The organism is Ferrovibrio sp. GW821-FHT12D07 (assembly GCF_058807275.1).
This window is the reverse complement of sequence record NZ_JBXAQN010000002.1, coordinates 341,940-366,248: the sequence shown is the minus strand read 5'-3', so window position 1 is coordinate 366,248 and position 24,309 is coordinate 341,940. Positions and strand designations below refer to the sequence as shown.

Annotated in this window: 27 protein-coding genes and 1 pseudogene; 20 read left to right on the top strand and 8 right to left on the bottom strand. The window is 62.8% G+C overall.

The features are described 5' to 3' along the window. The first annotated feature begins 59 nt into the window (after positions 1 to 59). The 9 genes and pseudogenes from AC1RRE_RS13600 (at position 60) to AC1RRE_RS13560 (ending at position 9,193) form a co-directional block, all read left to right on the top strand. The gene (locus AC1RRE_RS13600) at positions 60 to 1,871 is read left to right on the top strand and encodes a M3 family oligoendopeptidase (RefSeq protein WP_492981723.1); all 1,812 of its coding nucleotides are present in this window, start codon (positions 60 to 62) and stop codon (positions 1,869 to 1,871) included. A gap of 4 nt (positions 1,872 to 1,875) precedes the next feature. Beyond that, entirely contained in the window at positions 1,876 to 3,219 is a 1,344-nt protein-coding gene (locus tag AC1RRE_RS13595) for an ABC1 kinase family protein (protein WP_492981722.1), read from the top strand. 55 nt (positions 3,220 to 3,274) lie between these two features. Beyond that, the gene (locus AC1RRE_RS13590; RefSeq protein ID WP_492981721.1) at positions 3,275 to 3,481 is read left to right on the top strand and encodes a hypothetical protein; all 207 of its coding nucleotides are present in this window, start codon (positions 3,275 to 3,277) and stop codon (positions 3,479 to 3,481) included. Between the two features lie 72 nt (positions 3,482 to 3,553). Continuing rightward, the gene (locus tag AC1RRE_RS13585) at positions 3,554 to 4,672 is read left to right on the top strand and encodes a putative metalloprotease CJM1_0395 family protein (protein ID WP_492981720.1); all 1,119 of its coding nucleotides are present in this window, start codon (positions 3,554 to 3,556) and stop codon (positions 4,670 to 4,672) included. Positions 4,673 to 4,801: 129 nt separating this feature from the next. Continuing rightward, entirely contained in the window at positions 4,802 to 4,939 is a 138-nt protein-coding gene (locus AC1RRE_RS13580; protein ID WP_492981719.1) for an aa3-type cytochrome c oxidase subunit IV, read from the top strand. A 62-nt stretch (positions 4,940 to 5,001) separates the two neighbouring features. After that, a complete protein-coding gene (locus AC1RRE_RS13575; protein ID WP_492981718.1) occupies positions 5,002 to 6,153 on the top strand; it encodes a Re/Si-specific NAD(P)(+) transhydrogenase subunit alpha in 1,152 nt (383 codons plus the stop codon). Positions 6,154 to 6,173: 20 nt separating this feature from the next. Continuing rightward, positions 6,174 to 6,455: pseudogene (locus tag AC1RRE_RS13570) on the top strand (proton-translocating transhydrogenase family protein); the annotation flags it as partial. 10 nt (positions 6,456 to 6,465) lie between these two features. Then, complete coding sequence (locus AC1RRE_RS13565; RefSeq protein ID WP_492981717.1) at positions 6,466 to 7,863, top strand: NAD(P)(+) transhydrogenase (Re/Si-specific) subunit beta; 1,398 nt, start codon at positions 6,466 to 6,468, stop codon at positions 7,861 to 7,863. A 148-nt stretch (positions 7,864 to 8,011) separates the two neighbouring features. Next, a complete protein-coding gene (locus AC1RRE_RS13560; RefSeq protein ID WP_492981716.1) occupies positions 8,012 to 9,193 on the top strand; it encodes a pentapeptide repeat-containing protein in 1,182 nt (393 codons plus the stop codon). A 3-nt stretch (positions 9,194 to 9,196) separates the two neighbouring features. On the opposite strand, the gene AC1RRE_RS13555 is transcribed toward AC1RRE_RS13560, so the two are convergent. After that, positions 9,197 to 10,318, bottom strand: coding sequence for a hypothetical protein (locus AC1RRE_RS13555; RefSeq protein WP_492981715.1), 1,122 nt, complete (start codon positions 10,316 to 10,318; stop codon positions 9,197 to 9,199). Positions 10,319 to 10,690: 372 nt separating this feature from the next. Here AC1RRE_RS13555 and AC1RRE_RS13550 point away from each other — a divergent pair, with 372 nt between their 5' ends. Both AC1RRE_RS13550 and AC1RRE_RS13545 read left to right on the top strand, forming a co-directional pair. Continuing rightward, positions 10,691 to 10,900, top strand: a complete 210-nt coding sequence (locus AC1RRE_RS13550) for a cold-shock protein (protein ID WP_492981714.1) — start codon at positions 10,691 to 10,693, stop codon at positions 10,898 to 10,900. Between the two features lie 97 nt (positions 10,901 to 10,997). Further along, on the top strand, positions 10,998 to 11,228 hold the full coding sequence (locus AC1RRE_RS13545; protein WP_492981713.1) for a hypothetical protein: 231 nt from the start codon (positions 10,998 to 11,000) through the stop codon (positions 11,226 to 11,228). Positions 11,229 to 11,262: 34 nt separating this feature from the next. Here AC1RRE_RS13545 and AC1RRE_RS13540 read toward each other — a convergent pair whose 3' ends face one another. Continuing rightward, positions 11,263 to 11,721: a YaiI/YqxD family protein gene (locus AC1RRE_RS13540; RefSeq protein ID WP_492982937.1), complete on the bottom strand. Its 459-nt coding sequence runs from the start codon at positions 11,719 to 11,721 to the stop codon at positions 11,263 to 11,265. Positions 11,722 to 11,759: 38 nt separating this feature from the next. On the opposite strand from AC1RRE_RS13540, the gene greB reads away from it, so the two are divergent. From greB to AC1RRE_RS13525, 3 genes are all read left to right on the top strand, one after another. After that, the gene (gene greB / locus AC1RRE_RS13535; RefSeq protein ID WP_492981712.1) at positions 11,760 to 12,326 is read left to right on the top strand and encodes a transcription elongation factor GreB; all 567 of its coding nucleotides are present in this window, start codon (positions 11,760 to 11,762) and stop codon (positions 12,324 to 12,326) included. After that, entirely contained in the window at positions 12,323 to 12,586 is a 264-nt protein-coding gene (locus tag AC1RRE_RS13530) for a ParB N-terminal domain-containing protein (RefSeq protein WP_492981711.1), read from the top strand. The genes greB and AC1RRE_RS13530 overlap by 4 nt, the downstream gene beginning before the upstream one ends. A gap of 144 nt (positions 12,587 to 12,730) precedes the next feature. After that, positions 12,731 to 13,945, top strand: a complete 1,215-nt coding sequence (locus AC1RRE_RS13525; RefSeq protein ID WP_492981710.1) for a BaiN/RdsA family NAD(P)/FAD-dependent oxidoreductase — start codon at positions 12,731 to 12,733, stop codon at positions 13,943 to 13,945. A 148-nt stretch (positions 13,946 to 14,093) separates the two neighbouring features. On the opposite strand, the gene AC1RRE_RS13520 is transcribed toward AC1RRE_RS13525, so the two are convergent. The 3 genes from AC1RRE_RS13520 to AC1RRE_RS13510 all read right to left on the bottom strand — a co-directional run bounded on the left by AC1RRE_RS13520 (position 14,094) and on the right by AC1RRE_RS13510 (position 16,380). Then, on the bottom strand, positions 14,094 to 14,426 hold the full coding sequence (locus AC1RRE_RS13520; protein WP_492981709.1) for a YciI family protein: 333 nt from the start codon (positions 14,424 to 14,426) through the stop codon (positions 14,094 to 14,096). A 68-nt stretch (positions 14,427 to 14,494) separates the two neighbouring features. Continuing rightward, entirely contained in the window at positions 14,495 to 15,799 is a 1,305-nt protein-coding gene (locus tag AC1RRE_RS13515; RefSeq protein WP_492981708.1) for a reverse transcriptase domain-containing protein, read from the bottom strand. A 2-nt stretch (positions 15,800 to 15,801) separates the two neighbouring features. Then, a complete protein-coding gene (locus tag AC1RRE_RS13510; RefSeq protein WP_492981707.1) occupies positions 15,802 to 16,380 on the bottom strand; it encodes an SLATT domain-containing protein in 579 nt (192 codons plus the stop codon). A 225-nt stretch (positions 16,381 to 16,605) separates the two neighbouring features. Here AC1RRE_RS13510 and AC1RRE_RS13505 point away from each other — a divergent pair, with 225 nt between their 5' ends. Continuing rightward, positions 16,606 to 18,255, top strand: a complete 1,650-nt coding sequence (locus AC1RRE_RS13505) for a GMC family oxidoreductase (RefSeq protein ID WP_492981706.1) — start codon at positions 16,606 to 16,608, stop codon at positions 18,253 to 18,255. A gap of 248 nt (positions 18,256 to 18,503) precedes the next feature. On the opposite strand, the gene ppa is transcribed toward AC1RRE_RS13505, so the two are convergent. Further along, entirely contained in the window at positions 18,504 to 19,037 is a 534-nt protein-coding gene (gene ppa, locus AC1RRE_RS13500) for an inorganic diphosphatase (RefSeq protein WP_492981705.1), read from the bottom strand. 148 nt (positions 19,038 to 19,185) lie between these two features. Here ppa and pyk point away from each other — a divergent pair, with 148 nt between their 5' ends. Together pyk and AC1RRE_RS13490 are read left to right on the top strand one after the other, a co-directional pair. Beyond that, positions 19,186 to 20,607 carry a pyruvate kinase gene (pyk, locus tag AC1RRE_RS13495; protein ID WP_492981704.1) on the top strand — a complete coding sequence of 474 codons (1,422 nt, stop codon included), beginning with the start codon at positions 19,186 to 19,188 and terminating at the stop codon, positions 20,605 to 20,607. Beyond that, positions 20,607 to 20,939, top strand: a complete 333-nt coding sequence (locus AC1RRE_RS13490; RefSeq protein ID WP_492981703.1) for a DMT family protein — start codon at positions 20,607 to 20,609, stop codon at positions 20,937 to 20,939. The genes pyk and AC1RRE_RS13490 overlap by 1 nt, the downstream gene beginning before the upstream one ends. Positions 20,940 to 20,946: 7 nt before the next feature. Here the strand turns inward: AC1RRE_RS13490 and AC1RRE_RS13485 are convergent, their stop codons facing one another. Further along, positions 20,947 to 21,495 carry a tetratricopeptide repeat protein gene (locus tag AC1RRE_RS13485; protein ID WP_492981702.1) on the bottom strand — a complete coding sequence of 183 codons (549 nt, stop codon included), beginning with the start codon at positions 21,493 to 21,495 and terminating at the stop codon, positions 20,947 to 20,949. 142 nt (positions 21,496 to 21,637) lie between these two features. Here AC1RRE_RS13485 and AC1RRE_RS13480 point away from each other — a divergent pair, with 142 nt between their 5' ends. The 3 genes from AC1RRE_RS13480 (at position 21,638) to AC1RRE_RS13470 (ending at position 23,420) form a co-directional block, all read left to right on the top strand. Next, positions 21,638 to 22,030: a COG4315 family predicted lipoprotein gene (locus tag AC1RRE_RS13480; protein WP_492981701.1), complete on the top strand. Its 393-nt coding sequence runs from the start codon at positions 21,638 to 21,640 to the stop codon at positions 22,028 to 22,030. A gap of 71 nt (positions 22,031 to 22,101) precedes the next feature. Beyond that, the gene (locus tag AC1RRE_RS13475) at positions 22,102 to 22,641 is read left to right on the top strand and encodes an RNA polymerase sigma factor (RefSeq protein ID WP_492981700.1); all 540 of its coding nucleotides are present in this window, start codon (positions 22,102 to 22,104) and stop codon (positions 22,639 to 22,641) included. After that, positions 22,638 to 23,420: an anti-sigma factor family protein gene (locus tag AC1RRE_RS13470; protein ID WP_492981699.1), complete on the top strand. Its 783-nt coding sequence runs from the start codon at positions 22,638 to 22,640 to the stop codon at positions 23,418 to 23,420. Before AC1RRE_RS13475 ends, AC1RRE_RS13470 begins: the two co-directional genes overlap by 4 nt. Here AC1RRE_RS13470 and AC1RRE_RS13465 read toward each other — a convergent pair whose 3' ends face one another. After that, positions 23,421 to 24,308 (bottom strand): alpha/beta hydrolase, encoded by an 888-nt coding sequence (locus AC1RRE_RS13465; RefSeq protein WP_492981698.1) that lies wholly within the window; start codon positions 24,306 to 24,308, stop codon positions 23,421 to 23,423. It abuts the gene before it with no gap. Position 24,309: the final 1 nt, after the last annotated feature.

The following is a 24,309-nucleotide window of genomic DNA, read 5'->3' as shown; positions in this document are numbered from 1 at the left end:
CTGGTCAAAGCCGGCGTCCTCTCCCATATAATGCTGCAACCGCAAAACGAGGTTTCCGCATGGCTTCCCCCGCCGCTGTTTCTCCCGCCAAGGATTCTGTCGCCAACGATTACGGCGCCCTGCCGGTCTGGGACCTGAACGATCTTTATCCGGGTCTGGAATCATCCGAACTCAAGCGCGACCTCGCCGCGGTCGCCGAGCGCGCGAGCAAGCTGCAACGCGACTGGAAAGGCAAGGTCGCAAACGCCTCGGGCGACGACCTCGCCGGTGTGGTCACGGAATACGAAGCGCTGCAGGACCTGCTCGGCCGCATGTACTCCTATGCCTCGCTGGCCTATGCCGGCGACATGGCTGACCCGAAGGTCGCCGGCTTCTATCAGGACATGCAGGAAAAGCTGAACGACATCACCACCAGCCTGCTGTTCCTGACGCTGGAGCTGAACCGGCTGGAAGAGTCTGCGCTGGAACAGAAATATGCGGCCTCGGCAAAGCTGGCGCATTACCGGCCCTGGCTGCGTGACCTGCGGCTGTTCCGCGACCATCAGCTTGATGACGAACTGGAGCGGCTGCTGCATGAAAAGGCTGTGGCTGGCAAGGCGGCCTGGAACCGCCTGTTCGACGAGACCATGGCCGGCCTGCGCTTTCCCTATGGCAAGGAGCAGCTGACCGCCGAGCAGGTCTTGCACAAGCTGTCGGATCGCGATGGCAAGACCCGCAAGCTGGCCGGCAAGACGCTGGCGAAAGTCTTCAAGCAGAATATCCGGCTGTTTGCGCTGATCACCAACACGCTGGCCAAGGACAAGGAAGTCGAGGACCGTTGGCGCAAGTACCCGACGCCGGAAGCCTTCCGCCATCTGTCCAACTGCGTCGAGCCGGACGTGGTGAATGCGCTGACCGATGCGGTCACGGCATCCTATCCGCAGCTGTCGCATCGCTATTACAAGCTGAAAGCCCAGTGGATGGGCATGAAGAAGCTGCCCTGGTGGGATCGCAACGCCCCGCTGCCCGAGGACAACGACCGCGTGATCGTCTGGGACGAGGCGCGCGACATCGTGCTCAAGGCCTATGGCCGCTTCTCGCCGGAGTTGGCCAGTCTGGGCAAGAAGTTCTTCGACAATGCCTGGATCGACGCCCCGGCGCGGCCGGGCAAGGCGTCCGGCGCCTTTGCGCATCCGACTGTGCCGAGCGCGCATCCGTATCTGCTGCTGAACTATCAGGGCCGCACGCGCGACGTGATGACGCTGGCGCATGAGCTGGGCCATGGCGTGCATCAACTGCTGGCCGCCGAGCAGGGTCCGCTGATGTCGGATACGCCGCTGACGCTCGCCGAGACGGCGTCGGTCTTCGGCGAGCAGCTCACCTTCCGCGCCCTGCTCGATCAGGCCGGGCCGGAACGCCGCAAGCTGATGCTGGCCTCCAAGGTCGAGGACATGCTGAACACGGTGGTGCGCCAGACCGCCTTCTTCAAGTTCGAGCGTCAGGTGCACGCCGCGCGTCGCGAGGGCGAGCTGACGCCGGACCGCATCGGCGAAATCTGGATGGGCGTGCAGAAGGAAAGCCTCGGACCGGCGATCCGCTTCGACCAGGATTACAGCGCCTTCTGGTGCTACATCCCGCATTTCATCCATTCGCCCTTCTATGTGTATGCCTATGCCTTCGGCGACTGTCTGGTGAATGCGCTCTATGCGCGCTACCAGGATGCCGAGCAGGGCTTCCAGGAGAAGTATTTCGCCATGCTGAAGGCGGGCGGCACGCTGCGGCATCAGGAGCTGCTCAAGCCCTTCGGTCTTGACGCCTCCGATCCGGCTTTCTGGTCGAAGGGTCTCAACGTCATCGGCGGCTTCATCGACGAGCTGGAGCAGCTGTCCTAAATCCATGACAGAGCGCGACAGCACACTCGGTCGCGTCCGCCGTTACGCCAGGGTCGGCGCCTCCGTCGGCGGCCTGGCGGCGCGGCTGGGCGCCGAACGCGTGCTGGGCGTGAAGATGGATCGCGCGCAGCATGCGGTGGACCTGCGCAATGCGCTCGGCGGTCTGAAAGGCCCGCTGATGAAGGTGGCGCAGATCATGTCCACCATCCCCGATGCGCTGCCCAAGGAATACGTGCAGGAACTGGCGCAGCTGCAGGCCAATGCGCCCGCGATGGGTCAGGCTTTTGTGAAGCGCCGCATGGCCACCGAGCTGGGGCCGCAATGGCAGGCGAAATATAAAAGCTTCGATCTGGCAGCGTCGGCCGCGGCGAGCCTCGGCCAGGTGCATCGCGCCGTGGCCAAGGATGGCGCGCCGCTGGCGGTGAAGCTGCAATATCCCGACATGTCCTCGGCGGTGGAAGCCGACCTGCGACAGCTCAAGCTGATCTTCGGCATCTACAAGCGGTATGATGCCGCCATCGACACCACGCATATCCATGACGAGATCGCCACCCGCCTGCGCGAGGAACTGGATTACGAGCGTGAGAGCCGGCATATGCGGCTCTACAGTGCCATGCTGGCCGACGAGGCGCAGGTGCATGTGCCGGTGCCGGTCGCAGACCTGACGACCAGACGCCTGCTCAGCATGAGCTGGCTTGAGGGCCGCCGCCTGCTGGATTTCAAGGATGCGTCGCAGGAAACCCGCAATACCATTGCGATGAACCTGTTCCGCGCCTGGTATGTGCCGTTCTACCGCTGCGGTGTGATCCATGGCGATCCGCATCTGGGCAATTACACGGTGCGCGACGACTTCGGCATCAACCTGCTGGATTTCGGCTGCGTGCGCATCTTCCCGGCGAAATTCGTCTCCGGCGTGATTGATCTCTATCGCGCCATCTCCACCGATGACCGCGCACTGGCCGTGCATGCTTACGAGACCTGGGGTTTTACAGGTCTGAGCAATGATGTGATCGACACGCTCAATCTCTGGGCCGCGTTCGTCTATGCGCCGCTGTTGGAAGACCGGCCGCGCCGCATCCAGGAGATGGAGCAGAGCGGCGTCTATGGTCGCGAGGTGGCCGAGGAGGTGCATCGCAAGCTGAAGACGCTGGGCGGCGTTACGCCGCCGCGCGAATTCGTCTTCATGGATCGCGCAGCCATCGGTCTCGGCGGCGTGTTCCTCCATCTGAAGGCCGAGATCAACTGGCACCGCCTGTTCCATGACCTGATCGCGGGCTTCGATGCGGCAGCGCTGGAAAAACGCCAGGCCGCGGCGCTGAAGGCGGCCGGGCTCGATAGCCCGATATAGCGGAACCGGCCTCTGCCTCGCGGGTTAAACCCGGTATCAGCAGAGGAGACCTGTTATGCCACCGCGCCAACCTGCTGCCGAAGACGGCCGCACGTCCGACCATCCCACGCATGAACGCGCCTTCGAGAGCGACCTCGACCGCCATCGCGATGGCGATGACGCGGTCTATGGCTCGCACGGCGTACAGGCCGAAACGCCGGCGCAGCCGGCTCGGCCCCATCGCCTGTCGGGCCGCCGCCAGCCGGTCAGATTTCCCCGGTAATCCCGCTCCAACCCTTCTGGAACAGGCCCGATTCCCGGTTGCCGCCGGGCAGTTTTGGCCCGAAAATGGGGCATGGTCGGCAGTCTGTCGCTCTTTTCGCCGGGTTCGATCCCGAGTTACGGCGCTTCCATCCCGTCGCAGCCCGCTGCCGGCGGAGATGCCGCCTGCTCGTCCTTCGAATGCAACATCCATGGCGCCGCCAACAAGGCGCGGCTGCAGGCCGAGTTTCCCGGACTGATCGTCCTGGGTGGCGAAGCGGCGGCAGGGCCGGAGCGCAGCGGCACGGCTGACACGCGGCGGCCGGTGCCCGGCAGTGGCGCGGGTGAGCAGGCTGCTCCTCAGGGCAGACCCCAGGAAAAGCCTCCGGAGAAACCACTGGCCAGCGGCGCCACGCTGCTGGGCGCGCAGGAGCAGAAGGGCGGCGACGAGAAGAAGGGCCCGGGTGGTGAGCTCTCCGACGAAGAGAAAGAACAGGTCGCCAAGCTGAAGCAGGTGGACGCCAAGGTGCGCGCCCATGAGCGCGCGCATGCCGCGGTCGGCGGCCAGTATGCCGGCGCGCCGTCTTACAGCTACGCCAAGGGCCCCGATGGCCAGCAATATGCGGTTGGCGGCGAGGTCGCCATCGACATTGGCGCGGAAGCCGATCCCGAAGCCACCCTGCGCAAGGCATCGCAGGTTGCCGCCGCCGCGCTGGCGCCGGCCGATCCGTCGGGTGCGGATCGTGCGGTGGCGGCAGCCGCCGCGCAGCTGCGTGTCCAGGCGCTGGCCCAGATCCGCGAAGAGAAGCGGGTGGAAGCCGAAACCAAGGAAGCCGAGCGGGCCGAGGACCGGGAGAAGGCCGAAGCGGACCTGAAGGCGCAGACCGAAGGCGAGGCGTCGCCGTTGCCGGGCGAAGCCGCCGCCGAGACCGGCGGCGTCGAGGTCAGGCTGATCGGGCCGGCTCCGGTCGGCGCAAAGCAGGCCGAGGCGGGCCAGCCCGGAAAGGATGAAGCGGGGACGACGCAGCCTGCTGCGGACCAGACCGGCACTGCTGCCGCGGCAGCGGCCACGCCGGCGCCCGGCGCTGCCGCCGTCAGCCCGTCGTCCGATGGTCCGGCCCAGCGCGCCAGCCGGGCTTACCAGAGCGGCGCCAATGACAATATCGCCGCCGCCCATCGCCGCATCGGCCAGCTCGTCGGCCTGATCGCCTGATTTCCCTTGCGTTTTCCTGTGGTTCCGGGCCCATGGGGGAAGGGGCCGGGGCGGAGCAAGGGTTGTGCGGGCTTTGGCCGCCAGCGTAATATCCCCGTGGATTCAATCCCTAAACAGGTAGAGGGCGTTATGGCCGAAGAACACAAGATGGGCACCATGGATATCAGCATGCACAAGAGCACCTGGGCCGGCTTCATGAAGCTGACCACCTGGGGTTCGGTTGCGGTGATCGTATTGCTGATCCTGATGGCCTTGTTCGTGGCCTGAAGCTGCCGGGCGGCGCTGCGAGGCGCCGCCTTTTTCTTGTTTAAGCGTTCGGGGGGATCACAATGAAAATCGGTATTCCAAAGGAACGCCGCAGCGGCGAAAAGCGCGTGGCAGCCTCGCCGGAGACGGTGAAGAAATTCGTCGGCCTTGGCTGCACGGTCGTGATCGAGACCGGTGCGGGCCTCGCTGCCGATATCCCCGATGATCAATACACCGCCATGGGCGCGCAGATCGCTGCCGATGCCAAGGCCACCGTCGGCGATGCCGACATGGTGTTGAAGGTGCAGCGGCCGATGACGGCGGCCGAAGGCAGCGATGAACTGGCGCTGCTCAAGAAGGGCGCGGTTCTCGTCGCCGGCCTGCAGGCGCTGCAGCAGCGTGATCAGGTCAAGGCCTATGCCGCCGCTGGCGTGAATGCCTATGCCATGGAACTGATGCCGCGCATCACGCGTGCCCAGTCGATGGATATTCTGTCCTCGCAGTCCAATCTCGCCGGCTACAAGTCGGTGCTGGATGGGGCCAGCCATTTCGGTCGCGCTTTCCCGATGATGATGACCTCGGCCGGCACGATTGCCCCGGCGCGCGTCTTCGTTATGGGTGTCGGCGTGGCGGGCCTGCAGGCCATCGCGACGGCCAAGCGCCTGGGCGCGGTGGTGTCGGCCACCGACGTGCGTCCGGCCACCAAGGAGCAGGTGGAAAGCCTGGGCGGCAAGTTCGTCTGGGTCGATGACGAAGAGGCCCGCAGCTCGCAGACCTCGGGTGGCTATGCCAAGGAAATGTCGGCCGAGTACAAGGCCAAGCAGGCCGCCCTGGTGGCCGAGACCGTGAAGAAGCAGGACATCATCATCACCACGGCGCTGATCCCGGGCCGTCCGGCTCCCGTGCTGGTGACGGAAGACATGGTGAAGTCGATGCGCCCGGGTTCGGTGATCATCGATCTGGCCGTCGAGGCCGGCGGCAACTGCCCGCTGAGCAAGCCCGACGAGGTTGTGGTGGTGAACGGCGTGAAGATCGTCGGCTACACCAACTATCCCAGCCGCGTGCCGGTCGATGCCTCCAACCTGTTTTCCAAGAATCTGTGGAATTTCCTCAGCCCGCATTGGGACAAGGATGCCAAGACCTTCAAGTTCAATCCGGAAGACGAGACCGTGACCGGCACCTGCCTGACCCGTGACGGGCAGGTGGTGCATGCGATGCTGAAAGAGGGGAATTGATCATGGGTGAGGTTTATTCCTTCTTCTCGCTGCTGACGGTTTTCGCACTTGCCTGCTTTGTCGGCTATTACGTGGTCTGGAGCGTGACGCCTGCGCTGCATACCCCGCTGATGAGCGTTACCAACGCGATTTCCTCGGTCATCATCGTCGGCGCGCTGATCGCCGCCGGCGCATCGGCCGTGTTCGATGCCTCGAAGATCTTTGGCCTGCTGGCCATCGCGCTCGCCGCCGTGAATATCTTCGGCGGCTTCCTGGTCACGCAGCGCATGCTGGCCATGTACAAGAAAAAAGAAAAGAAGTGAGGGCCGCGCCATGCCGATCCAACTGACCGCGCTGCTCTACCTCGTCAGCTCCATCCTGTTCATCCTGGCGCTGCGCGGGCTTTCGTCGCCCGAGACCAGCCGCAAGGGCAACTTCTACGGCATGACCGGCATGGGCATTGCCGTGCTGACCACCATCGCCAATCTCGGCGCGCTCGGCGACACCATCGTCTGGGTGCTGGTCGCGCTGGTGATCGGTGGTGCCGTCGGCACCGTGCTGGCCCGCCGCATCCAGATGACGGCGATGCCGCAGCTGGTCGCCGCCATGCACAGCCTCGTCGGCCTTGCCGCCGTGCTGGTGGCCGCGGCCGCCTTCTACAATCCCGCGCCCTACGGCATCGTGGATGCTGCCGGCGTGATCACCGTGGCGGCGCGCATCGAGATGTCGCTCGGCGTCGTCATCGGCATCATCACCTTCTCGGGCTCGCTGGTGGCCTTTGCCAAGCTGCAGGGCCTGGTCTCGGGCAGCCCGGTGATCTTCAAGGGCCAGCATATCCTGAATGCCCTGATCGGCCTGGTCATCGTCGGCCTGGTCGTCGCCTTCTGCATGAACCCGAGCCGTGAACTGTTCTGGGCGGTGACGGTGCTGGCGCTGATCGTCGGCTTCACCATCATCATCCCGATCGGCGGCGCCGACATGCCTGTCGTCGTCTCGATGCTGAACAGCTATTCGGGCTGGGCCGCGGCCGGCATCGGCTTCACCCTGCAGAACCCGGCGCTGATTGTCACCGGCGCGCTGGTCGGTTCTTCGGGCGCGATCCTGTCCTACATCATGTGCAAGGGCATGAACCGCTCGCTGTTCAACGTCATCCTCGGCGGGTTCGGTGGCGACACGGCTGCCGCTGCCGGCGGCCAGAAGGTCGATCGTCCCTACAAGAAGGGTTCGGCCGACGACGCGGCCTTCATCATGAAGAATGCCGGCAAGGTCATCATCGTGCCGGGCTACGGCATGGCGGTCAGCCAAGCCCAGCATGCGCTGCGCGAAATGGGCGACAAGCTGAAGGAAGAGGGCGTGGAAGTGAAATACGCCATCCATCCGGTGGCGGGCCGCATGCCCGGTCATATGAACGTGCTGCTGGCCGAAGCCAACGTCTCCTATGACGAGGTGTTCGAGCTGGAGGAGATCAACTCCGAATTCCAGACCGCCGATGTCGCGTTTGTGATCGGCGCCAATGACGTGACGAATCCGGCCGCCCGCGACGATCCCAAGAGCCCGATCTTCGGCATGCCGATCCTGGACGTGGACAAGGCCAAGACGGTTCTGTTTGTGAAGCGCTCGATGGCGTCAGGGTATGCCGGCATCGATAACGAGTTGTTCTACAAGGACAACACGATGATGCTGCTGGCCGACGCCAAGAAGATGGTCGAGGACATCGTCAAGGGGCTGTAATCTTTACGCTTATGTCCCGCGAGAGACCCGCGGCCCGGAGCACCCCTCCGGGCCGTTCTGTTTTGGAACCGTTTCAAAACAACCAGAATCCGCTTTTAGCCGGCCGGGGATGTGGTAAACAGGCCCCATTCGAAAACCCGCCGCCATCATGACCTCCCGCAAGACCCGGACGACGACCTTTGTGCATCGCGATGACCTGTCGCGCGAAGGGAAAGCCGTGCCTGAGGTGCTGGACTACACGCACAAGAATCTCGAGAACGCCAATTTCGAAGGCCGCTCGCTGCGCCGCGCCAAGATGGTGGGCTCCAACCTGCGCTCGGCCCGCATGGCGCGCGCCAACCTGGCCGAGGCCGACCTGTTCGGCGCTGATCTGGCCAATGCCGACCTGCAGAATACCAACCTGACCAAGGCGGTGCTGCGCGGCGTGAACCTCAAGGCCGCCAACCTGAACAACGCCATCCTGGTTGATGCCGATTTCCGCGGCGGCCTGATGATGAAGCCGGGCGGGCAGGAACGCGTGGGCGTCGACGTCTCCGACCTCAGCGACTGCCTGCTGGAATATGCCACCGCCTCGCGGGCGCAGTTCGCCGGCGTCGACCTGAGCGGCGCATCGCTGGTCGGCGCCGATCTGACCGGCGCGAATTTCTTCGGCAGCAACCTGCGTGGCGCCGATCTCTCTTACGCCAATCTGACCGGCGCCAACCTGAACGACGCCCGTCTGGTCGGCACCCGCATGGTGGGCACCAACCTGAAGGACGCCCAGATCGTCAACGCCACGGTCGAAGACGTGGTGGCGACGGGGGCTGATTTCTCCAATGCGGTGATCCGCGGTGTCGACACCAAGCGCCTGCAGAGCCAGGAAGAGCGTCTGGTCGGCCCGGCCGCCTATGCCGCCCAACTGGCCGAGGCCGTCGAACAGCATCGCGTCTGGGTCGAGACCCATGGCAAGCAGGGCCGTCAGCTCAACCTGTCGGGCCGCCGCATCGCCTACCACGATTTCTCCGGCCTGGTGCTGGATGGCGGCGATTTCGCCGATTGCGACCTGCGCGGCACCAAGTTCAAGGGCAGCAGCCTGCTGCTGGCGAACTTCACCCGCGCCAACCTGGCCGGCGCCAACTTCACGGATGCCAAGGTGGCCGGCGTGCGGTTCGTGGAGTCCAACCTGCGCTGGAGCGATTTCTCGGCCGCGCAGTCGGGCCGTATGCCGATCTATCTGGCCAGCGGCCGGTTCAGTGGCCGCCATGTCGCCACCGACTTCACCCGCGCCCGCCTCGATGCCGCCCGGCTCGACGGCTTCGACCTGCAGGACTGCGTCACCGATACGAAGTGACGCTCAGGTCTGCGGCGCGCGTTTGGCCGCCCGCACGAAATCCGTATGCTGCAATCCGCAATAGTAGGGTTCGCCCTGCTCGGGGAATGCGTTGAGCTTGGCGTTGTAGCAGCGATGCTCGAAGCCGTGCTTGTCGGTCAGCGTGATCAGCGTCGGCTTGTGCCGGCCGTCCCCGCCCTCGCGCGGACCGGTGAGGTAGAAGGTGACGCGATTGATCGTCTCGCCCAGCACCCGCAGGTTCTTCAGATGGGTCAGCCGCTCGCTCACCGCGGTGAGGAAGGTCTCAGTGTTGCACAGATTCTGGCCCAGCCCCAGCGGCCGCTGGAAATCGCCCATCACGATCTGGTCGTCCTGCGCGATCTCGATCAGGCGCGCCACCTGGATCGTCACGTCGCCGACGATGAAGGCGCCGCCGTTGCCGCCATCCTTGCGCGGCTGGTGATAGAGGAAATGGCTGCCGATGCTCATGCACAGCCGCAGCACCGGCACGGTGCCGGGCACGGAGGCCGTGCGGCGCAGCGCCGAGAACAGGATCTGGAAGATGGCGACGGCGCAGAACAGGTCGATATCGGCGCGCAGGCCCTGGCGCTCGTTCCAGACATAGAAGCCGTCGCCGGTGGTGGTGCGGCCAAACGTGACGGCGAGGCCGTTGGCCTGCGCCATTTCCTCGGCCAGGTTGAGCGAGAATTCCAGAGTCGAGAGCTGGGCCGCCTGCAGTTCCGGCGTGGTCTTGGAAAAGCCGACGATGTCGATCAGCAGCACGGCGCGATAGGGCGTCTTGCTGACGGTGAACAGGTTGAACACCGTCTCGACCAGGGCTGGCGGAATCTCGCCCGGCCCGGTGCCCACCTTGGTCTCCAGCCGCAGCTCCATCGGCTGGCTGTCGAGCAGCCGGGCGGCATCGTCCAGCTCCGGCCCGCTCATCAGGTTGCCGGCCGAGAGCGTGGGGAGGTGGCGGGCATGCTCGCCGAACAGCCGGGCCTTGGGCACGGTGATGATCTCGATGCCGTTGCGGCTGGGCCGCCAGCCGACCAGCGCGTTGCTGCCAAAGCGCCACAGGTCGAAAAAGATGCCATGCAGCTGTCGCCGCAGGGCATCCTCCCGGAATGCGCTATTGGTCGTCATGATCGGAAGGGCCCACCCCTAGTGATTGCGGTTGGAATAGCCGCATAGGGTATGTGGAATCAATGCAAATCCGTCCCGGGGAGCACCTGGAAGCGCCCAGGTTGCATTTTCCGGTAGGCAGCCGGGAACTAATCGGCCGGATTTCCGTTTGGGCGAGTGGACTTGTGTGCCAGGGCGGCGGCATCTTTGGGTGTCGTCAGCCTTGCAGGAATGGGAAAACCGCCTATCTTAGGTTTTGTCATTCTACTTCGGACTGCCGGCCTGCTACCCCCTCGATCATTTCGGACGGGTCCAGACCTCTGCCATCCTGGACATAGTCTGATGCACCCCACATGGGTGGAGTGCGACCTACCACTGAACGAGGAAAAGCACATGGCCACCGGCACTGTGAAATGGTTTAACAGCACTAAGGGTTACGGTTTCATTCAGCCCGAGAGCGGCGGCGCGGACGTGTTCGTCCACATCTCTGCCGTCGAACGCGCTGGCATGAGCGGCCTGAACGAAGGCCAGAAGGTCTCCTTCGAGGAGCAGCGCGATCCGAAGCGCGGCAAGACCTCGGCGGTGAATCTCAAGGCCGTCTAAGCCGTTTCGCGTATTGAGTAAGAAGGGGCGTCCGGCGACGGGCGCCCCTTTCCCTTTGTTAGCAGTCGATGTTTAAGACGTCCCGGAGCAGCCAGTCATGGCCAAGAAGCCCAAGATCAACCCCAACGCCACCTTCATCCTGTTCAACGTGATCTATGAGGATGGCGCCCAGACCTCGAACCGTCGCGTTCCGCCCGAGCTGGTCGGCGGCCTGGACGGGGAGGGCCCGATCAAGGCCTTCATCGAAGAGCAGGATCGCGAGATCGCGCTGAAGTCCGGTCGCCCGCGCGGTCCGATCAAGACCATCACCCGCGTTCCCGGTCAGTAAAGCCGGCCAGTAATAGCCGGTCCGTAAGCGCGCACTACCCCTGGCGCTTGCGCCTTTCGATGGCCTCATGCAGGGCCTGCAGGAAGGTCGAGCGCTCCTTCTGCGAAAAGGGCTTCGGCCCGCCGCCGATCCGTTCGGTGGGATGTGCATCGCGCAGGGATGTCATCAGGTCGCGGCTGGCCAGGTCCATGCCGATCGACGCTTCCGTGAAGACGCGGCCCGTGGGGCTCAGCACCACGGCGCCGCCCTTGACGCCGCGCGCCGCCAGCGGAATATCCGCGGTGATCACGATATCGCCGGCCTTGGCCTGCTCCACGATCCAGTCATCGGCCTTGTCGAGGCCCGCTTCCACCACCACCAGCCGCAGCCAGTCCACGCGCGGCACATTCAGCCAGGCATTGGCCACCACGACCACGGGCACGCCATGGCGCTCGGCCACCTTGTAGACCTCGGCCTTGACCGGGCAGGCATCGGCATCGACATAAACCGTCAGCATGGCCGCTTTATGCCATGCCGTGATAGGATCGCGCCATGAGCAAGGCCTTCACAAAAGAGACCGACAGCGACCCGGACGACGATCTGGAAGACGCCGCGCCGCCGATTCCGGCTGGCGCCAAGAACTACATCACGCCGGCCGGCCTGCACCGGCTGCAGACCGAACTGCGCCAGCTCAAGACGGTCGAGCGGCCCAAGGTGGTCGAGATCGTGTCCTGGGCCGCCGGCAACGGCGACCGGTCGGAGAATGGCGACTATCTCTATGGCAAGAAGCGCCTGCGCGAGATCGACCGCCGCATCCGCTTCCTGCTCAAACGGCTGGAGATCGCCGAACCGGTCGATCCCAAGCTGCAGAAGAACCGCGCACAGGTCTTCTTCGGTGCGACGGTCACCTATATCGATCCCCATGAGGCGGAAAAGACCGTCCGCATCGTCGGCATCGACGAGGCGCGGATCGAGCAGGGCGAGGTGAGCTGGATTTCACCGGTCGCCCGTGCCCTGATGAAGGCCCGCGAGGGCGATATCGTCGACCTGCGCACACCGCACGGGCCGGAGCAGATCGAGGTGGTGAAGATCACCTATGAGAGCGGGGACGAAGCATGACAACGATGAAGGCCGTGCCGGTGAAGCTGGCCGAGATTTATGTGCCGGCCAAGTTCAAGGGGCTGATCGATCCCGCCAAGGTCCAGACGCTGTCCGACCAGATCGTCACCGATGGCGGCATGACCGTGCCGATCCAGGTGCGGCGCGATGATGCCCAGAAACGCTATGTGCTGATCGCCGGCCTGCACCGGCTGGAGGCCATGCGTAGCCTGGGCGAGGCGACCATCAACGTCTACGTGGTGGCAGCGCGGAAGTTCTGAGCATGTTTACACGTCACCCTCGGATTTATTCCGAGGGTCCATCTGTCCAAGAAGCTCTCTCGGCCGATGCACGCAGGGTTGGGATGGATCCTCGGGACAAGCCCGAGGATGACGGCTTTGAGTTTTCCCGCTAAAGAACCTCCCATGACCTCTCCCCAATATGACGCCATCATCATCGGCGCCGGCGGCGCCGGGCTGTTCTGTGCAGCCCTTGCCGGCCAGCGCGGCAGGCGCGTGCTGCTGCTCGATCATGCAGCGAACCCGGGCGAGAAGATCCGCATTTCCGGCGGCGGGCGCTGCAACTTCACCAATCTCCACGCTGGGGCCAACGACTTCCTGTCGCAGAACCCGCATTTCGCCAAATCGGCGCTGAAGCGCTACACCCAGCAGGATTTTATCGCCCTGGTGGATCGCCATGGCATTGCCTGGCACGAAAAGACGCTAGGGCAGCTCTTCTGCGATGGCAGCTCGAAGCAGATCATCCAGATGCTGCTGGACGAGTGCGGCAAAGGCGATGTCACCATCCGCCTCTCTACGCCGGTCGCAACGGTGGCGAAAACCGACAGCGGTTTCCGCGTCGACAGCGCCAGTTCAGAAAGTTTCGAGGCTGCGCAACTGGTGATCGCCACCGGTGGGCCGAGCATTCCGAAAATGGGGGCCACCGGCTGGGGCTACGAGGTTGCCAAACAGTTCGGCCTGAATATCGTCACGCCGAAGCCGGCGCTGGTGCCGTTTACCTTCGATGCCAGGGACAGCCAGAAATGGGATGGCATGGCCGGCGTCGCCGTGGAGGATGCCGAGGCGAAATGCGGCAGGAAGAGTTTCCGCGAGGCGCTGCTGTTCACGCATAAGGGCCTGAGCGGGCCGGCCATCCTGCAGATTTCATCCTACTGGGAGCAGCAGGCCCGCAAGGAGCCTGTCACCCTCAACCTGCTGCCGGGTCAGGACCTGTTCGCGCTGCTGAAAGCCGCGCGCAATGACAAGCCGAAAAGCGATCTGGTCACCGTGCTGGGCACACTGATTCCCAAAAGGCTGGCCGAGCGCATGGCCGAGGTCGCGATGGCTGAGGGCCGCCAAGGAAGCACAAAGATGGCCGATCTGGCTGATGCGCGGCTACGCGCCGTGGCTGCAACCGTGCAGGACTGGCGGCTGACGCCCGGCGGCACCGAAGGCCATGCCAAGGCGGAAGTGACGCTCGGCGGCGTCGATACCGATGCGCTGTCCTCGCAGACCATGGGCGCGAAAGCCGTGCCGGGGCTCTATTTCATCGGCGAGGTGGTGGACGTCACCGGCCATCTCGGCGGCTTCAATTTCCAGTGGGCCTGGAGTTCCGGCCACGCCTGCGCACAGGCTTTGTAACCCACGCGCGTCGTCCCCGCGCCCGGGCGGCTTTGCCGCCCAATATATATGCTGTCGCGCAAAGCGCGACGGGCGGGGACCCAGGGGCCACAGGCTGCATGCAGTAAGTCTGGATTCCCGCTTTCGCGGAAATGACGACGGAGCTAACTCAGCCCGCCGTCGCCGCCTTCTGCCGCTCCAGCTCGGCCGCCAGCGATCCCGGCACGGTTTCGGGCATGATCTGGCGGGACTGGAAAATCTCCACGCTCTCGAAGACCGGCTCGCGGAAATAGGGATCGCGCGCCAGATGAGCATCCAGGGCAGCGCGATCGGCCATCTCCAGCACCATGATGCTGCCGACCACGGTGCCGGCCTCGTCGATCAGCGGCCCGCCATATTTGAACGCGTCCTTGCAGTCAGCGATGAACTCCAGATGGGCGGCGCGCCATTTCTGGCGCATGCCGGTGCCGGGGCGGTCCTTGGCGTGAACGACGAACAGCATGGGGGCTTCCCTAATTTTGATGATCTGTTGATAGAGTGTTAGAGGCATCATCTGCGAGACGATGCCCTTTATGAAAGGGGATCAAGTAGGTCCCGCTCGAGGGCGTTAACCTCTTTCTTGACGGTCTGCGCGAAGCGGACTTTCACTTCTTCCTCAGTCATGCGAGATGTGTCAACTCCTATCATATTTAGCTCTGCAGCCATATCCGAAGATGAGTATGTGTCAAAATTCGGTATGTAGGTATTGGAGCCGCTGTCATGTCGGATTTCATAATAAGAGCGAGTAAACTTCTTGATTCTGGAGTTTAAGTGAGTGAGCTGCCTCTTCTTTAGTTGGTCATTAATGAATTTATCTAACCTCTTCAGTTGAGAAATGTCCTCTGTCATTGAAAAGAAATGCATCCAGCCAAATCTTTTCTTGTCGAGTACGCATCCTGTGATTTTCAAATTCAACTGCCACACTAATCTTCTCTCATTATTTTTATTCGACGTAAAAACCGCAGTTATAGTCTCGAACATTCTTTTGTATGAGGACTCTCGTACTGAAATAGTATCCTTGCTGATGTGAAAGCCAAGATAACTCACGCCTTCATTTATGGGGGCGTAATACGATTTTTGATTCTTCTTATCTATGTCGTGGCAATGAAGTTTCATTGCTTTTAAGCGACGTTGCATCCAGCGGAATGCAGGTTTTTCTTGCCCCCGAGGGCATATAACTAAAATGTCGTCAACATACCGATAGTACGGCCACTTCTTTTCCGCCATTGCGTCAAATCGTTTGAGGTGAATGGCGGCTAATAGGTTTGAAATGCTTAACCCTTGGGGAATTCCAGACTCCGGAATTCCTTCATAGGTCTCGGTTTTGATTGCGTCATTGATGAGCTTGAGAGCTTCTGGCGTTCGTACTTTTCGGCGGATTGATTTTATTAATAGGGCGTGGTCAATGCTGGGGTAGTAGTCTTTAATGTCCAAACGCAGAAAGGATAGCTCATCGGAGCTATTGGCGCGTATATAGTCTCGGATATCTGAAATGTACTTGTGTGGTTTTCGTGTGCTGACATCAGGGAATGTTTTGACGAGAAAATTAAATAAAGCTCTTAATGTTAATCTGTCGCGCTGTGTCGGTATGGAAATTAAGCGCGGATACTTTTTGTAACCCTTGGATATTAGTTTGTCTTTGTATCGTGTGAATTTGTAATTCTTCAGCCATACCTTTTTTTCTATCAACTTAGCTTCTTCTGGAAGCAAAGCAGAAAATGAAGCTGGCGATACTCCATCTCGACCTGTCGCGCCCGGTTTGAGTTTAACCTGATCGTATAAAGCGACGAGGTTCTTCTCGTTGAATATTTTTTTGAAGTGATGTTGGGCCGCCATAATCAGCTCCAAAACGGCACTAAGTACGGCGCAAGGGGTAGCAAGAAAACAACGACATAAATGAAATAGTAAATAAAGTTTCTTATGAAGAATTCGGCGACTGTAGCTTTGCTGGCTGTGATGGGGGTTCCGTCGCTTGCAAGAAGAGGTTGTTTCTTGAAGACAACAGTTTTGACGACCAAGTCGTCATAATCCCAATCGGAGTGGTTGGAATATTGCTTTAAAATATCGTGATACTTATTCACGATATCGATTCTTGGTAACTCTGATTCGTACAGTCTTTGCAGATCAAGATAGCACTCTCTGAATAACTGGGCTCTCTCAAAAAAGCGAAAAACATAATTGCCAATAGAGAGCGCAAAGAGAGCGATGCTTAAGCAAATTACAAGTTTGTCGAATAATGGGATGTAGGCAGTCAAAACATCGGTGAATATCGAATACAGAATTAAATGAAGCGAAGCCCAAAGCGTGGCGAGGTGAAACAAGGTTCCATAATTTCGGAGCCGAGTTTCAGAGAGCATCCTCGTCTTATAGGTCAGCCATATTTTTCGCTTGATGATTTGAATAGCTTCTTCCGTCATCACCCCTCCCGTGAAATGTGTGCGGGTGTAATGACTGGCTACTATCTCCTAAAATTAAGATAGCCTACGCTAAGGATTACCTTACTCTGTAAGCAAGACCCCCTTGGGGAGTCAGCCGATACGAGATCGGCTCCACCCGCACCGGTCTAGTTTAGCAGGCGCATATACCCTTGCAAGATTTTCTGCGGATGATGCAAATTTAGCGTGTATTAACGAGGAAACGCCATGGCCGCTCAGGCCCAAGACATCACCGAAGGGGCAACCTTCGATTACATCATTGTCGGCGGCGGCACGGCCGGCACCCTGCTGGCCAACCGGCTCTCGAAAGACCCGAAGAACAAGGTCCTGCTGATCGAGGCCGGCGGGCGCGACAACTGGATCTGGTTTCACATCCCCATCGGCTATCTCTTCGCCATCGGCAACCCGCGCGCCGACTGGTGCTACAAGACCGAGCCGGTGCCGGGGCTGAACAACCGCTCCATCGGCTATGCGCGCGGCAAGGTGATCGGCGGCTGCACCGCCATCAACGCCATGGTCTACATGCGCGGCCAGGTGCAGGATTACGACACCTGGGCGCAGATGGGCCTGTCCGGCTGGGGCTGGGACGACGTGCTGCCCTATTTCAAGAAGCATGAGGATTTCCACGGCGGCGCATCCGAGCTGCATGGCGCTGGTGGCGAGTGGCGCGTCGAAAAGGCGCGCGTGCGCTGGGACCTGCTCGATGCCGTGGCCGATGCCGGCGAGCAGATCGGCATCCCGAAGACCGACGATTTCAACCGCGGCACCAACGAGGGTTCGGGCTACTTCCAGGTCAACCAGAAGAAGGGCCTGCGCTGGTCGGCCGCCTCGGCCTTCCTGGTGCCGGTGATGGACCAGCGCGGCAATATCGGGCTGCTGTCGCGCGCCCATGTCGAGAAGGTGGAATTCGAGACGGCCACAGATACTGGCCGTCCGCGCGCCGTCTCGGTGGTGGTGGCCGACGATTTTGAGCGCAAGCGCATCAAGGCACGCAAGGAGATCATCCTGGCCGCTGGCGCGATCAACTCGCCGCAGCTTCTCCAGCTTTCCGGCATCGGCCCGGCCGCGCTGCTGAAAGAGCATGGTATCGACGTGGTGCATGACGCGCCCGGCGTGGGCGAGAACCTGCAGGATCATCTGCAGCTCCGCCTGATCTACAAGGTCAATGGCGCGCGCACCATCAACGGTGCTGGCCTGTTCGGCCGCGCGCTGATGGGTCTCGATTATGCGATCCGCCGGCGTGGTCCGCTCACCATGGCGCCGTCAACCTTTGGCATGTTCACGCGCTCGTCGCCGGAGCATGAGACGCCGAATGTGGAATTCCATATCCAGCCGCTGTCGCTGGATGCCTTCGGCTCGCCCCTGCACAGCTTCCCGGCCTTCACCGCCAGCATCTGCAACCTGCGGCCGACATCGCGTGGGTCTGTGCGCATCAAGTCGGCCGATCCGCATCAGGCCCCGGCGATCCAGCCGAATTACCTCAGCACCGAAGCCGACATGCAGGTGGCTATCGACAGTCTCAAGCTGACGCGCAAGCTGGCCGCCGCGCCGGCACTCAGCCGTTACAAGCCCGAGGAATACCTGCCCGGTCCGCAGGTGCAGACCGAAGCCGACATGCGTGTGGCGGCGGGCCAGATCGGCGCGACGATTTTTCATCCGGTCGCCACCGCCAAGATGGGCGTCGACAGCGATCCGATGGCGGTGCTGGACGGACGTTTGCGTGTAAGGGGTGTGGATGGCCTCAGGGTGATCGACGCCTCCGCCATGCCGCTGATCCCGTCGGGCAATACCGCGTCGCCGACGCTGATGATCGCCGAGAAGGGCGCCGAGATGGTGCTCGAGGATAACCGGGGTTGATGCGCGCGACCGAGCGCCTTACCTGAACGGAAGGGCGTTCCGGTCGCCGGCTACCGCTGGCCACCATTGGCTCCAGCTGGCTCAAATTGGCTGGAATTGGCTCGGATTGGTCAAAATAGGTCAGAATTGGCGCGTCACTGGCATGCCGCTGGCCAGGATTGGACGCGGCTGGCACGAAAACGGCGGCCCGGATCACCGGACCGCCGCGCTCTGAAATCTCTATAACGCTTTGACTTACTTGATTCCGCCTACTTGATTCCGGCCGCGCGCACGATGCCTTCGGTGATCATCTTGGCGGCCTCGTCGGGGCCGACCCAGCCGGCCGATTTGACGAACTTGCCCTTCTCCAGGTCCTTGTAGTGGACAAAGAAGTGCTCGATCTGCTCCAGCAGGCTGGCTGGCAGGTCCTTGTAGGTCGTCACGTTGGTGTAGAACGGGTGCAGCTTGTCGACCGGCACGGCGATGATCTTCTCGTCGCCGCCGGCCTCGTCTTCCATCTTCAGCGCGCCGATCGGGCGCGAGCGGATCACCGCACCGGCCACCACCGGCACATGGCTCACCACCAGGATGTCGCAGGGGTCGCCGTCGCCGCCCAGCGTATGCGGCACGAAGCCGTAATTGGCCGGGTAGAACATGGCGGTGTGCAGGAAACGGTCGACGAACAGCGCGCCGGAATCCTTGTCGAGTTCATACTTCACCGGCACGCCGCCGGCCGGAATCTCGATCACGGCATTGAGGTCATAGGGCGGGTTCTTGCCGACGCTGATGCGTGCGATATCCATGGTCGTCTGGTCCTTTGGACTCTGCGAAGGGGGTGCGGGCGCCTTTTTCGCAAATGCAGCAAAAAACGCAACTGCTTGATACCTAATATTTTCGTCGCAGTCCGGGCCTGCCGGTGACTATGATAGGACCTCTGGTTTCGGGGGGAGTATGCATAGGGAACGTAACGTCAAGATCCTCGCTACGCTGGGGCCCGCCTCCAGCAGTCCGGAGCGGATCAGGGCCCTGTTCGAGGCCGGCGCGGATGTCTTCCGCCTCAATTTCAGCCATGGCACCCACGAGGATCACGCCGCCCGCGTCCGGGATGTGCGGGCGCTGGAGGCCGAAACCGGCCGGCCGATCGGCCTGTTGGCCGATCTGCAGGGGCCGAAGCTGCGAATCGGCGCCTTCCGGGACGGTGCGGTGGAGCTGCAGACCGGCCAGAGCTTCCGCCTCGACCTGCAGGCCGGGGCCGGCGATATCACCGGGGTACAGCTGCCGCATCCGGAAGTGCTGGGCAGCCTGAAGCCCGGCACTGAACTTCTGCTCGATGACGGCAAACTGCGCCTGAAGGTCACCGGCGTGGGCCCGGGCTGGGCCGAGACCAAGGTGATGGTCGGCGGCCGGCTGAGCGACCGCAAGGGCGTCAACCTGCCCGATACGCTGGTGCCGCTCTCGGCGCTGACGCCGAAGGATCGCGCCGACCTGGATTTCGCGCTGTCGCAGGGTGTCGACTGGATCGCACTGAGTTTCGTGCAGCGGCCGGATGATCTGCGCGAGGCGCGGAGTTTGATCCAGGGCCGCGCGGCCCTGCTGGCCAAGATCGAAAAGCCCTCGGCCGTCGATACGCTGGACGAGATCGTGCAGCTCTGCGACGCGCTGATGGTGGCGCGCGGCGACCTGGGCGTGGAAATGCCGCTGCAGGCGGTGCCGGGGCTGCAGAAGAAAATCGTGCGGCTGGCGCGGCGCGCGGGCAAACCTGTCGTGGTCGCCACCCAGATGCTGGAAAGCATGATCAAGGCGCCGGTGCCGACGCGCGCCGAGGTCTCGGATGTGGCGACGGCTGTTTATGATGGCGCGGATGCCATCATGCTGTCGGCGGAATCCGCTTCTGGCGATTTCCCCGTCGAGGCCGTGCGCACCATGAACAGCATCGCCATGCAGGTGGAGCGTGATCCGCTCTATCGCGGCATCATGGATGCCGAGCACAACAATCCGGAAAACACGCCGTCCGATGCGATCACCGCGGCCGCCCGCCAGGTGGCCGAGACGATCAACGCCGCGGCCATCGTCACCTATACGATGTCGGGCTCGACGGCGTTGCGCGCTGCCCGCGAACGGCCGCGCTCGCCCATCCTGTGCCTGACGCCGCTGCTGGAAACCGCGCGACGCCTGAGCATTGCCTGGGGCGTGAATGCCGTGGTGGCGGCCGATGCCATCAACTTCTCGGACATGATCGAGAAGGCGACGACCGTGGCGCGCCAGAGCCAGATGGCCAAGCCCGGCGACAATCTGGTAGTGACCGCGGGTGTGCCCTTCGGTTCGCCCGGCAACACCAATGTGCTGAGGATTGCCCGCGTGGAGGCCGGCTGATGCCGACGATTCTGCTGCTGATCGGCTCGAACGTGCTGATGACCTTCGCCTGGTACTGGCACCTGAAATACCAGGAGCAGGCGCTGTGGAAAGTGATCCTGATTTCCTGGGCGATCGCCTTCTTCGAATACTGCCTCGCCGTGCCGGCCAACCGCATCGGCTATACGACCGGTGGCTTCTCGGCGGCGCAGCTGAAGGTGATGCAGGAAGTGATCACGCTGGCGGTCTTCGCCGGCTTTGCCGTCTTCTATCTGGGCGAGGGATTGCGCTGGAACTACCTGGCCGCCTTCCTCTGTCTGGTCGGCGCGGTGTTTTTCATCTTCCAGAAGTAAGCGACGCCTACAGCTCCTTGGCGTCGATGCGGCGGCGCAGCTCTTTCAGCTTGTCGGTGCCGTCATTCAGATGCGGATTGGCGGCTAGCGCCCGGCGATAGGCGCGTAGCGCTTCCTCCAGGTTGTCCAGCCGCTCCATGATGAGTCCCAAGCCGGTCAGCGCGCCGAAATGGCGCGGTTCCAGCTTCAGCGTGCGCTCGATATCGGCCACCGAGCCCGGATAGTCACCGGCAAGAAACCGCACGGTGGCCCGCTTGTTGTAGGCTTCGGCGAAATCGGGTTTCAGCTCGATCATGGCGGTGAAGATTTCGGCCGAGCGCTTGTAATCGCCTTTTTCCATGACGGCGACGCCGCCCTGCATCAGGGCGTCCAGCGTATCGGAATCGCCCTTGGACCAGGCATCCCAGATTTTGCGCTCGGTCTGGCGGGCTTCGATGGGATTCTGGGTTTCCTGCAGTTTATCGAACAGGCCGTCGAGGACGGACTGTGCCCTGGCCGGCTGCGCCGGCAGGGGCAGCAGCAGGAGAAGCAGGGCAGGAAGGAACCGCAACCGCATGAACCAATGCTAGGTCCGGCTTGGTCCGGCGGCAAGAGCGGTTTTTTTCACAATGACGGGAATAAAGCGTCCATCCGGGGGTCTTCCCCTTCAGCGGCGCCATACCGGCCGCCGCCCACAACGCAAATGAGGGGATTTCCCGATGATGATGCGCAACCTGATGCTGACCGGCCTGCTGTCGCTGGGCCTCGTCGCCTGCGCCAGCGCCGACAGCATGGCGCCGGCCAAGACTGGCACCACCGCGCTCGGCCCGGTGCTGGTCGATGCCAAAGGCATGACGCTCTACACCTTCGACCGTGACGCCACCCCGGGCAAGTCGGCCTGCAACGGTCCCTGCGCCACCAACTGGCCGCCGCTGATGGCCGCCGCTGGCGCCGCCAACATGGGCGACTGGACGGTGATCACCCGCGATGATGGCGGCAAGCAGTGGGCTTACAAGGGCAAGCCGCTCTATGCCTGGACCAAGGACACCAAGCCGGGTGACACCACCGGCGACGGCTTCCTGAACGGCGCCTGGCATATCGCCAAGCCGTAAACGGAAGGGTATGGTCGGGCGGCGGCTGTTATGCTGTCGCCCACCACCTCCCTGACGCCTGCCGAGAGAGCATGCTGTTCCGCCGCGCGCCCCATCCGATCGAAGCTGAATTGCCACGCCTGCGCCGTTTTGCGCTGGCGCTGACCCGTAGCCGCGATCTGGCTGACGACCTGGTGCAGGATTGCGTCGAGCGCGCGCTGGGTGCCTGGACCACCCGTCGCGGCGATGCCACCAGCCTGCGGCCCTGGCTGTTCACCATCCTGCATAACCGCTGGCGCAGCCGGATGGCGCGGGAAGGCATGCGGCCCGACAGCCGGGCGCTGGACGACATTGGCGAAGGACCGCAGACCAGCGGCGGCCAGTGGGAGCGGCTGGAACTGCGCGACATGGATGCCGCGCTGGGATATCTGCCCGACGAGTGGCGCGCGTTGCTGCTGCTGGTCGTGGTGGAAGGATTGAGTTACGAGGAAGCGGCCAGGGTGCAGGACATTCCGCTCGGCACCGTGATGTCGCGTCTGGGCCGTGCGCGTGAACGCCTGCGCCGCCTGATGGATGGCGAACCGCCTGTACAGGGCGATGGCCAGACCGTGCATTTGAGGAGAGTGAAATGAGCGGCGATCTGGCAAGGACTGTAAGCGAAGCCGATCTGCAGGCTTATGTCGACGACCGGCTGCCGCCCGAGCGACGCGCCGATGTCGAGGCGCATCTGGCCCTGCATGCCGATGATGCGGCGAAGGTCGCCGTCTGGCAGCAGCAGGCGGAAGACCTGCGCGCACATTTTACCGGCAGCCTGAATGAAGAGATCGTGTCGCCGGCGCTGGCCGCGCTGTTTGCGTCGCGTCGCGAAAACAGTTTCGGCCGCACCGCCATGCGCATCGCAGCCCTGCTGCTGGTCGCCGTGCTGGGTGTCGGCGCAGGCTGGTACGGTCGCGGCATTGTCGCGCCATCGCGGGCAGTGGCGGCCCTGCCGCAGGAAGCCACGCGCGCGCATCTGGTCTACAGCCGCGAGGTGCTGCATCCCGTCGAAGTGCCGGCCAGGGAAGAACAGCATCTGGTGGCCTGGCTGTCCAAGCGTCTGGGCACGGCGCTGAAGGTGCCGAGCCTGACGACGCAGGGCTATTCGCTGGTGGGCGGGCGGCTGCTGCCGGCTTCCAGCGGCAACCACACGGCTGCGCAGTTCATGTATGAAAATCGCCAGGGCCAGCGCCTGACGCTCTATGTGCGTTCGGGCGAAGGTGAGGGCGATACGTCCTTCCGCTTTGCCGGTGAGGGCAGTGCGGCGGCGTTCTACTGGATCGACGGCGGCTTCGGCTATGCGCTGACCGGTGAAAACGGCCGTGAGGCATTGCTGCCGGCGGCGCGCGTGGTCTACGAGCAGCTCAGCCGCTGATCAGACTTTTGCCAGGCCGGTCTGGCGCAGCAGGGCGGCACCCAGCGGATGGCTGGGATTGGCGCCATCGAACTTGATGCTGAAATGGTCGGCGCCCTTGATGCGCAGCAGGTTGGCGTTGGTGCCGGCATCACGCAGCGCCTGATGGAAATCCAGACTTTGGGCGATCCAGCCCTCCGGCTCGGCATCGCCGCAGGCCACCAGGGTGGTGCCGGTCACCTTGCCCGCCAGTTTGAGCGGCAGGCGTGTGACGCTGTTGCGCACCGCCATGGTACCATCCAGCCGGATATCGGCGTTGACGCTGACATGCAGCACCGGTTCGAGTTCATAGACGCCGCTGACCAGCCCGAGTGAGGCGACCGGCGGCTGGGCCGGCAGGTCGGCGGGCCAGGGCGCGGCTACCATCATGGCGGCCAGATGCGCGCCGGCTGAATGACCGATGACATGAATCTTTGCCGGGTCGGCGCCCCAGTCCAGCGCGCGACCGGCGACATGCACCAGCGCCTCCTGCACCTGGCGTACGATGGCATCCACCGTAACCGTCGGACAGAGATCGTAATTCAGGTTCACGACCACCGCGCCGGCCTTCACGAATGGCACGATGGCGAAGGTGGCGGTGTTCTTGTCCAGTCCGCGCCAGTAGCCGCCATGGATGAAGACCACCACCGGCGCATTCGGCTTCGCTTCAGCCGGCTTGTGCAGGTCATAGGTCTGCAGCGGGCCTGCACCGTAGCGCAGGTCATATTCACCGCCGATCTCGGCCTTGGCCGCCGCCGAGCGTTCGACATAGCTGTTGAAGTGCTTCTCGAAATCCGGCACGGCCTTGCGCGGATTGAACTGCGCTTCGATCTGTTCCGGAGAGAGGCTGCGCCAGTCGAAGCTGCTCATG